This is a genomic window from Pseudomonas sp. SH10-3B (assembly GCF_019891415.1).
Classification (GTDB): domain Bacteria; phylum Pseudomonadota; class Gammaproteobacteria; order Pseudomonadales; family Pseudomonadaceae; genus Aquipseudomonas.
Window position 1 is genome coordinate 48542 of record NZ_JAFLXD010000009.1, and the last position, 12793, is coordinate 61334.

Genomic DNA, 12793 nt, shown 5'->3' on the forward strand with positions numbered 1-12793 from the left:
GCTTGAACCCTTGCCGGCCCCGAGACCCCTTATGAAATACCTGGTGTGCGCCCTGTTACTGGCAGCGGCAGGACCTGCCTGCGCCCAAGCACCAAGCTTGCTGGCCAATTGCACGCGCAGCGCCAACCTGTTGGCCTGTGTGGATCCGCTGGGCAATGCCTACAGCGTGGCGACGGTGGGCACCACTACGTATTTGCGTGGTTTCGAGGTGGTCGGTAAACGTTATTGGGCGCAAACCAACAGCCGCTACGGGCAACTGACGTTCTTTACCGGCCTGGCGTCGGATGGGGAGGCATGGGTCGGCTACACGCGGCGGGTGGGCTGGACCACGATCAACCGGTTTTCCAGCTCCGGTGGCGCCACTGCCAAGTTCACGTGCAGCCGAATTACCGGCTGTTAGACCTGAGCGCTCTTCTGTTCCTGAACCCAGGCCATGTAGCTGTTCATCGGCGGGTTCTTTTGGAAGTATTTTTTCAGGCCTTCAAACAAACCATCCGCAACCGCTTGTTGATGGCGCGCCGTCACCAGGCGCTGGGCGTCCTGGGCATTGGAGATAAAGCCGGTCTCCACCAGGATCGACGGCACGTCCGGTGACTTGAGCACCGCGAACCCCGCCTGTTCCACACGTTTCTGATGCAGGCTGGTGATGTTTTGCAGGCTCCCCAACACCGAGCTGCCCAGTTGCAGGCTGGAGGCGATGGTGGCGTTCATCGACATATCAAGAATCACCCCGGCCAGCATCGGATCCTTATCCTTGAGATTCAGCAACGTGGTAGCGCCCAGCAGGTCCGCACCGTTTTCGCGCTGGGCCATAAAACGCGCCGTGGCCGAGGTGGCGCCGCCCTCCGACAGCGCATACACCGAGGCGCCCGAGGCAGTGAGCCGTGGCGCAGCATCGGCATGCACCGAGATGAACATATCGGCCTTGTGCTGACGGGCGATGTCCACGCGCTTGCGCAACGGCACAAAGAAGTCATCGTTACGCACCAGTTTCACGTCAAAACCCTTTTCGCGTTTCAGGCGCTTGGCCAGCAGTTGGGCGATAGACAACACCACGTCTTTTTCGCGCTGGCCCTTGGACCCGACAGCACCGGGGTCTTTGCCGCCGTGGCCGGGGTCGACCACCACAATGATGTCGCGCTTGGGGTGCGCCTTGTCCACCGGGGCCACCAAGGGCACGGCCTCAGCCGCGATTTGACGCGGTGCACGGGTGGCGCTGGTCAGGTCCAGCACCAGGCGATGCCCCTGCCCGTCCTGAGGCGGCAATACAAAGCTGTTGAGCTGCATCGGCGCGGCCAGGTCAAGCACGATGCGCGTATCCGCCTTGCCGAAATGCCCCGAGCGAATCGAGGTGATCCCGCTGTTCTTCAGCTCAAGTTGAGAAAAGTCACCACTGAGGCCTGCGCCGCTCAGGTCGATGATCAGGCGTTCCGGTGCCGTCAGAGAGAACGTCTTGTATTGCACTGGGCCGCTAAGGTCGAACACCAGGCGCAGCTTGTCGTCCGAGCGCCACAGGCGCGCATTGCGGATCTGAGTCGCGTGGACGGCGAACGGCAAAGCAAACAAAGGGCTGGCCAGGAGCAGGTTGAGGAGCTGACGTCTGTGCATGACAAATACCGCGAATAAAGGAGCGTCCGTACTCGACATGACTGAAAAAAGGCCGGGGCAGAAAATTCATCGTGGATTCTATTGTTATACTATAACATGTCGAATTATTTCCAACGATGGACCTGCTTATGAATGCGCTGACTCTGCCGGATATCGCCGCGCAGGCTTCACGCCAAGCCTTGCCACTCGACTGGGTGGGCATGTGCGGCATCGCCCTGCCGATCCTCATCGATGGCCAGCGCCTGACCGCCACCGCCGATGCCGGCGTCAGCCTGGACGACGGCACCGCCCGTGGCATTCATATGTCACGCCTGTACCTGGCACTGGAGATGCTTGACCAGCAGCCCCTTACGCCTGCACTTCTGCGCAATGTACTGCAGCGGTTTCTCGACAGTCATGAAGATTTATCTAAGAACGCCTACCTGCGTCTGCACACGCATTTACTGCTGAAACGCCCGGCGCTGGTCAGCCCGCTGGCCGGTTGGAAAAGCTACCCAGTGAGCATCGAAGCGCGCCTGGAAAACCAGATGTTCCACGTGGAACTAAAAATTGACGTTACATATTCCTCAACCTGCCCCTGTTCCGCTGCCCTCGCCAGGCAGTTGATTCAGCAGCAATTTATCCAAGACTTCGGCAACACGCCGTTGCTGCATGAAGACGTACTGACCTGGCTCGGCAGCGCCAACGGTATCGTCGCCACGCCCCACAGCCAGCGCAGCAGTGCGCAGTTGCACGTCCACCTGCAAGGCGATCACCTGCCACTGACGGACCTGATCAACACTGCCGAAGCGGCCCTCGGCACCGCCGTGCAAACCGCCGTAAAACGCGCGGACGAACAAGCCTTCGCCCTGGCCAACGGGCAGAACCTAATGTTCTGCGAAGACGCCGCCCGCCGCCTTAACCTCGCCTTGAAACGCTCGGACGCCGTCAAAGCCTTCCACCTCAAAGTGATCCACGCCGAAAGCCTGCACGCGCACGATGCCGTGGCTGAAAGCCGCTGGACGAGAAACCCTGCATGATCACCTGCACCGCTTTGCGCTGGGGCGCCCCCGGCCAACCACTCACTCCCGCCGTGGATTTCACCCTGGAAAAAGGCAGCCTCACCGGTGTGATTGGCCCCAACGGCTGCGGCAAAAGCAGCCTGCTCAAAGTCATCGCCGGCCTGCAAAAACCGTTGGCGGGCAACGTCACCGTGGATGTTCCACGCCGAGGTGGCCTGTCGTTCCTGCCCCAGCAACAGCACCTTGATCGTCAGTTCCCCATCAGCCTGCAAGAACTGGTCGCCGCCGGTTTCTGGGGCACACGGCTCACCCCGCAGCAAAGAAGCGAGCGCCTGCAAAAAGTATTGGAAGACTGGTGCCTCAGCGGTCTTGAACAGCGCCCGCTGATGGCGTTGTCCGGTGGGCAACTACAACGCGCCCTGCTCGCCCGCATGAGCCTGGCCGAGTCGCCAGTGTTACTGCTTGACGAGCCCCATGCCGCCCTAGACGAAGAAGGCCAAGCGCTGTGCTGGAACCATATCCACGCCTGGCACGCCGAAGGCCGAACCTTGGTGGTGGTGTGCCATGACCTGGCCTCCGTACGCCATCACACCCAGCAAGTGGTGCAAATCAAAAGCAGTGGCTGTGTATTCGGCCCCAGCAAAGAGTTGATCCGCCCACAGCCTCACATGCAGGTGGCCTGATGCACTTCGCCGCCCACCTGTGGATGCCCTTCCTCGACTTCGTCTTCATGCGTCGCGCGCTGATCGGCGGGCTGGTGCTCGCCTGCAGCACCGCTCCGCTCGGCGTCTTTCTGATCCTGCGGCGCATGAGCCTGATCGGTGACGCCGTCGCCCACGGCATATTGCCCGGCGCCGCACTGGGCTTCTGGTTCGCGGGCTTGAGCCTGCCCGCACTGACCATCGGCGGCCTGGGCGCGGGCCTGAGCATGGCCGGCCTGTCGGCGTGGATTACCCGCCGCACCGGCCTGCGCGAAGACGCCAGCCTCGCCGCTATCTACCCCATCTCCCTCGCCGCCGGCGTATTGATCCTGGGCCTGGCCGGCAAACGTCTGGACCTGCTGCACCTGCTGTTCGGCTCTGCCCTGGCTGTCGACGAAACCACCCTGACCGGCATGCTCTGGGTCTCCGGGTTCAGCCTGATCGCCATGGCGCTGATCTACAAACCGCTGCTGCTGGACACCCTCGACCCGCTGTTCCTGCAAACCGTCAGCCGCCTTGGCCCCCTGGCCCACGGCTTGTTCCTGACCCTGGTGGTACTGAACCTGGTGATTGGCTTCCAGGCCATCGGCGCCTTGATGGTGGTGGGTTTGATGATGTTACCGGCCATCGCTTCACGCTTCTGGAGCCGGCGCCTGCCGGTGTTGATCGCGGTATCGGCAGTGCTGGGATGCCTGTCGGTGTGGTTGGGTTTGTTGCTGTCGTTCTACTTCTCGCTGCCCAGCGGCCCGGCGATTGTGCTGGTGGCTGGCGGCGGGTACCTGCTGTCCGTGGTCTTCGGTCCGGTGCACGGCTTGCTGCGCCGCCCGCCTTTGCTTACATCCCAATGAGGTGTTTCCCGATGCGCGCTCTACTCGTGCTGTTCAGCCTGCTGCTGCCACTGTCGATGGCCCAGGCCGCCGACAAACTCCAAGTGGTTACCAGCTTCAGTATTCTCGATGACATCACCCACCAGATCGGTGGTGATCACATCCAGATCAGCAACATGGTCGGCCCCGACGCCGATGCCCATACCTACGAACCCACCCCGGACGACGCCAAGGCGCTGCTCAAGGCCAAGCTGATCATCAAGAACGGCCTGGGCTTCGAGCCGTGGCTGGACCGCCTGGTCACCAGCACCGAAACCAAGGCCACCGTGGTCACCGCCAGCAAAGGCGTGATTTCCCACACCATGGAGGAAGACGGCGAAACCATCCCCGACCCGCACGCCTGGCACAATCTGGCCAACGCCGAAATTTATGTGAACAACATCACCAAGGCGCTGGTAGCCGCCGACCCGGCCAACAAAGCCGACTACCTGCGCAACAGCCAGGCCTACCTGAAGGAAATCTATCGCCTGCTGGCCGAAGCCAAGACCAAATTCGACGCGCTGCCGCCGGGTAACCGTCGCATCGTTACCTCCCATGACGCCTTCGGCTACCTGGGCCAGGCCTATGGCATCCAGTTCCTGGCGCCGCAAGGCCTGTCCACCGAACGTGAACCGTCGGCCGCCGAAGTCGCCGCGCTGATCACCCAGATCCGCAAAGACAAGGTCAAGGCCGTGTTCATGGAAAACATCAAGGACTCGCGCCTGCTCAAGCAGATCGCCGATGAAAGCGGCGCGCAGATCGGCGGCACGCTGTACTCCGACGCCCTGGCTGCAGAAGGCCCGGCGAGCACCTTCACCGGGCTGTTCGAGTACAACCTCAACACGCTGTGCGCAGCGTTGAGCAAGCCGTGACCCTGAGCATGCTCGAACTGGAAGGGGCCGCCGTCGGCAGCCGCTTTCCACTCGCCGCTGTGCTCGACGCCCTGCCGTGGAACAGCGACGGCCTGATCGCCGCCATCGCCCAGCAACATGGCAGCGGCGAAGTGTTGATGCTGGCCTGGATGAACCGCCAGGCCCTCAACGAAACACTGGCTACCGGGCAGGTCTGCTACTGGTCGCGCTCGCGCCGACAGCTGTGGCGCAAAGGCGAAAGCTCCGGCCACTGGCAACAGTTGGTGGAAGCACGCCTGGATTGTGACGGCGACGCGGTACTGCTGATCGTCGACCAACAAGGCCCGGCCTGCCACACCGGCCGCCCCACCTGCTTCTACAACGCCATCGACGGCGCCTACGTTCATGTCATTACGGAGCCAGTTACATGATCCGCAAGAACCCTTCCGGCGATCTGCCGGTGATTGCCGAATCGGCCTACGTCGACAAGACCGCGATCATCTGCGGCAAGGTCATCATCGGCGAGAACGTGTTTGTCGGCCCCTACGCCGTGATCCGCGCCGACGAAGTCGACGCCAGCGGCGCCATGGACCCGATCACCATCGGCGCCAACTCCAATATCCAGGACGGCGTGGTCATCCACTCCAAGTCTGGCGCGGCGGTGACGATAGGCGAATTTACATCCATCGCGCATCGCTCCATCGTCCACGGCCCCTGCACCGTCGGCGACCGCGTATTTATCGGTTTCAACAGCGTGCTGTTCAACTGCGCCGTCGGCGATGGGTGCGTGGTGCGCCATAACTCGGTGGTCGACGGCCGTGATTTGCCCGCCGCCTTCTACGTGCCCTCCACCACCCGCATCGGGCCGAATACCGACTTGTCGCAATTCCCGCCGGTGAGTGTCAGCGCCTCGGAGTTTTCCGAAGACGTGGCACGTACCAACGTTGATCTGGTGCGCGGTTACAAAGCCCTGCAAAACGAGTTCTGAGCCATGAGCCGCCTGCTGATCCGCAACGCCCGCCTGGTGAACGAGGGCCAGGAATTCGATGCCGACGTGTTGGTCGCCAATGGCCGTATCGAGAAGATCGCCAGCAGCATCGGCGGGAACGCCGCGCCCGTGGCCATCGACGCCCAAGGCCAGTGGCTGCTGCCGGGCATGATTGACGATCAGGTGCATTTTCGCGACCCGGGCGCGCCGGACAAGGGCAGCTTCTACAGCGAGTCCCGTGCAGCCGTGGCCGGCGGCATTACCAGTGTGATGGACATGCCCAACACCCAGCCCGCCACACTGAACCTGGAAGCCCTGGCCGATAAAAAGCGCCGCGCGGCCCTGCACTCGGTGACCAACTACGGCTTTCACTTCGGGGTCAGCAACGACAACCTCGACACCGTCGCCGCCCTCGACCCGCGCGAAGTGGCCGGGGTCAAAGTGTTCATGGGCGCCTCTACCGGCAATATGCTGGTGGACGATCCACGGATCCTGGAACGGCTATTTGCCGAGGTGCCGACCATCCTCCTCGCCCACTGCGAACACACGCCGAGCATCCAAGCCAACCAGCAGCGCATGCGTGAACGCTTCGGTGACAAGATCCCCGCCGTCGCCCACCCGCTGATCCGCGATGCCGAAGCCTGCTATCGCTCATCCTCATTCGCGGTGGAATTGGCCAAGCGTCATGGCACGCGCTTGCATGTACTGCACCTGACCAGCGCCCGCGAGTTGGAATTGTTCGAAGACAAACCCCTGGCGCAAAAACGCATTACCGCTGAAGTCTGCGTGCATCACCTGCTGTTCGATGACCACGACTATCACCGCCTTGGCCACCAGATCAAATGCAACCCGGCGATCAAGACCCGCGCTGACCGCGACGCCCTGCGCCTGGCCTTGCTGAGTGATCGTCTGGATGTGATTGGCACTGACCATGCACCGCATACCTGGGCGCAAAAACAGTTGGAGTATCGTGAGGCGCCCGCGGGTTTGCCCCTGGTGCAACACGCGCTGCCGGCGCTGTTGGAGTTGGTGGCCGATGGGCTGGTGCCGCTGACCACCCTGGTGGCCAAGACCAGCCACCGGGTCGCCGACCTGTTTGCCATCCCCGACCGGGGTTATCTACGCGAAGGGTATTGGGCCGACCTGGTGTTGATCAAACCTGAGCCCGAAGGAAAGCCGGTCAGGGATGAACCGATTCTTGCCCGCTGCGGCTGGACGCCGTTCGCCGAACGTAGCTTTCGCCACAGCGTGAGCACCACCCTGGTCTCCGGCCACCTGGCCTGGCACAACGGCCAGGTGGTCGACAGCTGCCAGGGTTTGCCCCTGCATTTCCTAAGGTAGGCGCGAGCTCGCTCCCACAGGTTAAGCGCGAGGCTTGACCGTACCGCAATCGTTGCCCAGCCATTGGGCGTGGGTGTCCAGGCTGCCCTTCTGCTGAACGCCGGTGGCATTGAAGGTGCCGTTGACGGTGGTGATGAATTCTTTCTGGCTCTGGAAGGTAGCGACGCCGGTGCCCTGGGCTTTCGGGCAACTGAAACGGAATTTCCACTGGTTACCGGTCTTGTCGGTCACTTCCTGTTTGCAGCCCGATTGCGGGTCCGTCAGGGGGATTGAATCAGAGGCGACTTGTGCCGGGGTGAGGCACACCTGCACGCCTTTGCCGGCCATGGTGATGCCTTGCTTTTCCAGCATGGCGCGCTGTTCGGGGGTCATCTGTTGCTTGAGCTGACCGAGGATCAGCGACAGGTCCGGCAGGTCCTGGTTATCGACTTTCATGTTGCTGGTGGTCAACTCCCACAAGCCCGGCGCCAGCATCTGCGCCTGCGCTGCCACCGGCAACGACAAACCAACAACCATGGCCAAACCAAGCAGACGAGCATTCATCGGGTAACTCCTGGGCAATTGTGGGCGTTAGACGCCGCAAAAGTGCCAGTGTTGCACGGCAAATAAAATAGCGACATTCGCAGCCGTTCATGGTCTGTTAGGCATTGGATTGCCTGGAGTACCGTCGTCCATGGATTTCTTTGGCCCGCACCTGCTCGCCTACTTCATCGCCACGCTGCATTTTCTGGGGACGCTCGCCGCGATCCACGCGGTGCTGACCGTCAGGACCGCCCAAGGCTCGATCGCCTGGGCCCTGTCACTGATGTTCATGCCCTATCTCACGCTGATTCCCTACCTGATTTTTGGCCGCAGCACCTTCGACGCGTACATCCAGGCCCGTCGCCAGGCCAATCAGGAAATGCACACCGCCATCACCGAGCTGAACTGGCGCCCCTGGGTCGAGGAGGCTCTCGCCGCGCGCAACTCCAGCGCCTACGCTTCGTTGCGCGCCATGCCCAAACTGGGGCGCATGCCGTGCCTGGCGAACAATGAAGTGCACCTGCTGATCAATGGCGAGGCAACCTTCAGTGCGATCTTCGAGGCCATTCGCAACGCAAAAACCGCCGTGCTGTTTCAGTTCTTCATCATTCACGACGATGAACTCGGCCGCCAATTGCAGAGCCTGTTGAAGGAAAAAGCCGCTCAAGGCGTGGGCATCTACGTACTGTACGACCGCATCGGCAGCCATGCCCTGCCCCATCGCTACGTGCAATCGCTGCGCGACGCCGGGGTGCAGGTCAAGGCATTCGCCACCCGCAGCGGTTGGCTCAATCGTTTCCAGGTCAACTTCCGCAACCATCGCAAGATCGTGGTGGTGGACGGTATCACCGGGTTCGTCGGTGGGCACAACGTGGGCGATGAATACCTGGGCAAAAAACCGCCGCTGGCGCCGTGGCGCGATACCCATGTGCAAGTTACCGGCCCGGTAGTGGCCTGCCTGCAGGAGTCGTTTGCCGAGGACTGGTTCTGGGCCGCGCGCGAGTTGCCGCCGCTGATCCTGCCGGACGCCTACCCCGAAGACGGCGTGCTCTGCCAATTGCTCGCCAGCGGCCCGGCCGATCCATATGAAACCTGTTCGCTGTTTTTCGTCGAGGCCATCCATGCGGCAACCGAGCGCGTATGGATCACCAGCCCGTATTTCATCCCCGACGAAGCGGTCTTCGCCGCCCTGCGCCTGGCGGTCCTGCGCGGGGTGGATGTGCGCCTGCTGCTGCCATCGCGACCCGACCACCGCATCGTGTATGCCGCGTCCAGCCTGTATGCGATCGAAGCGGTGCGCGCCGGTGTCCGGGTGTTCCGCTACACGCCAGGCTTTCTGCATCAGAAGGTGGTGTTGGTGGACAGCGAGATCAGCGCCATCGGCAGCGCCAACATGGACAACCGCTCGTTCCGGCTGAATTTCGAAGTGATGTTGCTGACGGTCGACGAAGCCTTCGCCAAACAGGTGGAACAGATGCTGCTGGACGACTTCGCCCTGGCCCACGAGGTCAGCCAGGAAGAAAGCCGCGAGACCCGCCGCCTGCAACAACTGGGCATGCGGGTGGCGCGCTTGATCTCACCGATTCTCTAACGGCCAATGCGGTAAAAAAATGTGGGAGGGAGCTTGCTCCCTCCCACAGCTGGATCTCCACCTTTCTGGAACATCAGCTCAGCGATAGATGTCTTCCCGCGTCCACGGCAGTTCATGGCTGCCATCCGCGTGAGGCTTCACCGCGAGGATCTGGTGCAGGTTGATCCAGCCCCGGGCAAACGCATAAGCACACCCCGCCAGGTACAAGCGCCAGATGCGCAACGCCTGCGCCGGCACCATCTTCGCCGCCGCTTCCAGATTGTCTTCCAGGCGCTCGCTCCAATGGTCCAGGGTGCGGGCGTAATGCAGGCGCAGGCTTTCGACGTCGACCACTTCCAGCCCGACTTCGCTGATCTCGGCGGTCATCATCGCCAGGTGCGGCAGTTCGCCGTTGGGGAAAACATAACGCTCGATAAACTCCCCAGCGCCACGGCCCACAGGCCGGCCGTCGGTGTGCTTGGCGGTAATGCCGTGGTTCATCACCAGGCCGCCTTCGCGCACGGCACCAAACAGGGTCTTGCAGTATTGCGCCAGGTTGGCGTGGCCGACGTGTTCAAACATGCCCACGCTCACCACTTTGTCGAAACGACCATCCTGGGGCAGGTCGCGGTAGTCGAGCAGTTGCAGGTCGATCTGGTCTTCCAGACCCTCGGCTTTTACCCGCTCCTTGGCCAACGCCAGCTGTTCCTTGCTCAGGGTGATACCAAACACTTTCACCCCGAACTCACGCGCCGCGAAACGTGCCAGCCCGCCCCAGCCGCAGCCTACGTCGAGCAGGTACTCGCCTGGCTGCAAGCGCAACTTGCGGCACAGGTGGCGGAATTTGTCTTGCTGGGCCTGATCGATGGATTCGCTGCCGGTTTCGAAATACCCGCAGGAGTACGCCATGTCCTGGTCCAACCACAGCTGGTAGAACTCGTTGGACAGGTCGTAATGGTAGGAAATAGCCGCGGCGTCGGTGGCCTTGTCGTGGATCGAACGCACCGGCAGACTCGCGCCGTCGTCCTCGACCAGGGCATGACTCAACTCATCACAGACCCGGATCACTTCGCTGATGGAGCCTTCCAGCTCCAGTTTGCCCTCGACGAAGGCTTCACCCAACGAGTCGAGTGTGGGATGGGTCAGTTGGGGCACGACCGTGGGGTCCTTCACCACGATAGTCACACTGGGCTCGGGGCCCAAGTTGAATTCATGGCCATCCCAGAGTCGAAGACGCAGCGGCAGCTGAAGATTCTGTAAGGCCGGTGGAAGTTGCGCGAGCATGAGTAGTCCCCCCTTGTTTCAGACGTCTGGAATGAGGGTAGACCATCCCAAGAAAAGTAGGAGGCTATCGATTTGATAGCGCTTTTCTATGGGGCTCGGCGTTGGAGCAAACCGTCCTGGATCCACTGTTTCAGCCACGTAACCGCTTGCAGCGGTGCACCCTCTCCATAAGTGACTGCCAGTTGCGCACACAGTTCTGCGAAGGTCCAACCGGTCGTCACCATGCCTGCCAATGCAAAGGCTTCTGCGGGTTCCAGGCTGCGGTAACGGCACACATTCTGATCGCGCCATACCAGGCAGATCTGTGCGAGGTCCAAGGTGTGGCTGTCGGGGAAATCCGCGCCATCCTTGCTGGCACGCCAGATGGCCACGCTGTTGAAGTGGCAGAGTCGCTGCTGGACGGACGGTGTCAGACAGACCTGCAAACCGGGCCAATCCTCGGGCGGCAGGCCCGCCATATCGTTGAGGGTCAGCGGCTCACCCTGGGGTGCATCGAACGCCAGGGTGAAGGCCCACTCCAACTGGGCCAGTTCAACCAACGGCGCACTTTGCTCGGCCACCAGATGCTCGTGGATAAACCCCGCAAACCGCTCACCCAGCCAGCGCAGGCTGTAGTGGGCCGAGGGATAACGACGCACGTAAGCTTGCGTCAGCCGCGCAAACTCCTCATCTCCCAGCCAATACAGGATGGCGCTGAAGTCATGCCGCAACACCTCCTGCAGCCGTGCCAGATAAGCGTTGTGGTAGATCGCCAGGCCGGTGTCTACATCCAGCGTCGGCCCGCCCAATAAAGTCGCGGCAAAGCCACTGTTGGCATCCGGCGTCTGCGCTGACAAGTGCTGCTCAAAGGCCAATTGCCAGTCGGTCAGGCGCATAACGACCTCCTGGCCAAGGCTGCGGCGCCCAACTCCCGGGCCTTTTCCAGCTCGGTGAGCAGTTCTTCGAACGGCGGGAAATGGTCATCGCGCTCCAACAGCGTCGAGACCGGCCCCAAATGCTCCAGGGTCTGTTGATACAACGCCCACACCGGGTCGCACACTGGGTGGTCGTGGGTATCGACTACGTAGTCGCCATAATCCATATGCCCGGCCAGATGCAGCTGGCGGATGCTGTCGGGCGGCAGGTTGCGGATGAAGGTCCAGGCATCGAAGCCATGGTTGCGTGCACTGACATACACGTTGTTAACGTCCAGCAGCAGCTGGCACCCCGACAAGTGGGCAAGGGCATTGAGGAATTCCCATTCGGTGAATTCATCCGCCTTGGAACGCACATAGCTGGAGACATTTTCCAGCACCAACGGGCGCTGCAATACATCCTGCACTTGGCGAACGCGAGCAGCCACATAGCAGAGGCTTTCTTCGGTGTAAGGCAGGGGCAGCAGGTCATGCAACTGGTGCGCACTGCCACGGCTCCAGCACAGGTGATCGGAAATCCACGCGGGCTGGATGCGCTCGGCGAGCTGCTTGATGTGTTTCAGGTAGTCCATATCGACGGGGTGGGGGCCGCCGATGGACAGGGACACACCATGCATCACCAAGGGGTAACGCTCGGCTATCGCGTCCAGGTAGTACAAGGCTTTGCCGCCCTGCACCAGATAGTTCTCGGAGATCACTTCGAACCAATCCACGGCTGGCGATTGTTCGAGGATCTGCTGGTAGTACTCACTGCGTAAACCCAGGCCATAACCCAGACTTGGAAGGGACGCGGACATGACTCACTCCTGGGGAAAGTGTCCGCAGCGACGGGGGCTGCCGCTGCGGTTGCACTCGTTTGCCGGTTATTCGCCGACTTTGCCGCCCGCCGCGTCACAGGCGGCCTTGGTCATGGCCTTGAAGCCGTGGCCCTTGCAGACCGCCTGGCCTTTGCAGGCGTTTTCAGCGGTTTTGCAGTCGTTCATGCCTTTGCAGGACGTCACGCCGTAGCAATGCACTTGCGCATCTGCGGCTTGTACCTGGGTCGCAACACCAGCAAACATAGTGGCGGCGGCCATCGCCAGGGCAGCACCAGCAGCAGCGGATTTAATGTTCATTCTCGTATTCCTCATGATCGGTAGTGGCGTCG

At 61.7% G+C, this 12793-nt stretch carries 15 protein-coding genes; 9 read left to right on the forward strand and 6 right to left on the reverse strand.

All coding sequences use genetic code 11. The annotated features are described in order from the left end of the window. The first annotated feature begins 31 nt into the window (after positions 1 to 31). Positions 32 to 400, forward strand: a complete 369-nt coding sequence (locus J1G35_RS09430) for a hypothetical protein (RefSeq protein ID WP_053127519.1) — start codon at positions 32 to 34, stop codon at positions 398 to 400. Here the strand turns inward: J1G35_RS09430 and J1G35_RS09435 are convergent. Continuing rightward, complete coding sequence (locus J1G35_RS09435; protein WP_223014765.1) at positions 397 to 1608, reverse strand: N-acetylmuramoyl-L-alanine amidase; 1212 nt, start codon at positions 1606 to 1608, stop codon at positions 397 to 399. The two genes, J1G35_RS09430 and J1G35_RS09435, sit on opposite strands and share 4 nt — an antisense overlap. 128 nt (positions 1609 to 1736) lie before the next feature. Here J1G35_RS09435 and folE2 point away from each other — a divergent pair, with 128 nt between their 5' ends. From folE2 to J1G35_RS09470, 7 genes are read left to right on the forward strand one after another with little or no spacing between them, the layout of a single operon-like run. Continuing rightward, positions 1737 to 2627, forward strand: coding sequence for a GTP cyclohydrolase FolE2 (folE2, locus tag J1G35_RS09440; RefSeq protein ID WP_223014766.1), 891 nt, complete (start codon positions 1737 to 1739; stop codon positions 2625 to 2627). After that, the gene (locus J1G35_RS09445; protein WP_223014767.1) at positions 2624 to 3292 is read left to right on the forward strand and encodes an ATP-binding cassette domain-containing protein; all 669 of its coding nucleotides are present in this window, start codon (positions 2624 to 2626) and stop codon (positions 3290 to 3292) included. The genes folE2 and J1G35_RS09445 overlap by 4 nt, the downstream gene beginning before the upstream one ends. After that, positions 3292 to 4158, forward strand: a complete 867-nt coding sequence (locus J1G35_RS09450) for a metal ABC transporter permease (protein ID WP_053127510.1) — start codon at positions 3292 to 3294, stop codon at positions 4156 to 4158. The genes J1G35_RS09445 and J1G35_RS09450 overlap by 1 nt, the downstream gene beginning before the upstream one ends. 11 nt (positions 4159 to 4169) lie before the next feature. Continuing rightward, the gene (locus J1G35_RS09455) at positions 4170 to 5048 is read left to right on the forward strand and encodes a metal ABC transporter substrate-binding protein (protein WP_223014768.1); all 879 of its coding nucleotides are present in this window, start codon (positions 4170 to 4172) and stop codon (positions 5046 to 5048) included. Then, positions 5045 to 5458 (forward strand): phosphoribosyl-AMP cyclohydrolase, encoded by a 414-nt coding sequence (gene hisI / locus J1G35_RS09460; RefSeq protein WP_223014769.1) that lies wholly within the window; start codon positions 5045 to 5047, stop codon positions 5456 to 5458. Before J1G35_RS09455 ends, hisI begins: the two co-directional genes overlap by 4 nt. Next, entirely contained in the window at positions 5455 to 6015 is a 561-nt protein-coding gene (locus J1G35_RS09465) for a DapH/DapD/GlmU-related protein (RefSeq protein ID WP_005792581.1), read from the forward strand. Before hisI ends, J1G35_RS09465 begins: the two co-directional genes overlap by 4 nt. Positions 6016 to 6018: 3 nt before the next feature. Then, positions 6019 to 7356 carry a dihydroorotase gene (locus J1G35_RS09470; RefSeq protein ID WP_223014770.1) on the forward strand — a complete coding sequence of 446 codons (1338 nt, stop codon included), beginning with the start codon at positions 6019 to 6021 and terminating at the stop codon, positions 7354 to 7356. A gap of 21 nt (positions 7357 to 7377) precedes the next feature. Here the strand turns inward: J1G35_RS09470 and J1G35_RS09475 are convergent, their stop codons facing one another. After that, positions 7378 to 7899 carry a DUF3617 domain-containing protein gene (locus J1G35_RS09475; RefSeq protein WP_223014771.1) on the reverse strand — a complete coding sequence of 174 codons (522 nt, stop codon included), beginning with the start codon at positions 7897 to 7899 and terminating at the stop codon, positions 7378 to 7380. Positions 7900 to 8029: 130 nt separating this feature from the next. Between J1G35_RS09475 and cls the strand changes: the two genes are divergently transcribed. After that, positions 8030 to 9469, forward strand: coding sequence for a cardiolipin synthase (gene cls / locus J1G35_RS09480; RefSeq protein ID WP_223014772.1), 1440 nt, complete (start codon positions 8030 to 8032; stop codon positions 9467 to 9469). A gap of 78 nt (positions 9470 to 9547) precedes the next feature. Here cls and cfaB read toward each other — a convergent pair whose 3' ends face one another. The 4 genes from cfaB to J1G35_RS09500 all read right to left on the reverse strand — a co-directional run bounded on the left by cfaB (position 9548) and on the right by J1G35_RS09500 (position 12761). Next, positions 9548 to 10732: a C17 cyclopropane fatty acid synthase CfaB gene (gene cfaB / locus J1G35_RS09485; RefSeq protein WP_223014773.1), complete on the reverse strand. Its 1185-nt coding sequence runs from the start codon at positions 10730 to 10732 to the stop codon at positions 9548 to 9550. 86 nt (positions 10733 to 10818) lie between these two features. Continuing rightward, the gene (locus J1G35_RS09490) at positions 10819 to 11607 is read right to left on the reverse strand and encodes a DNA-binding domain-containing protein (protein WP_223014774.1); all 789 of its coding nucleotides are present in this window, start codon (positions 11605 to 11607) and stop codon (positions 10819 to 10821) included. Further along, positions 11598 to 12443, reverse strand: coding sequence for a DUF692 domain-containing protein (locus tag J1G35_RS09495; protein ID WP_223014775.1), 846 nt, complete (start codon positions 12441 to 12443; stop codon positions 11598 to 11600). Before J1G35_RS09495 ends, J1G35_RS09490 begins: the two co-directional genes overlap by 10 nt. Positions 12444 to 12509: 66 nt before the next feature. Then, entirely contained in the window at positions 12510 to 12761 is a 252-nt protein-coding gene (locus J1G35_RS09500; RefSeq protein ID WP_053127493.1) for a hypothetical protein, read from the reverse strand. Positions 12762 to 12793: the final 32 nt, after the last annotated feature.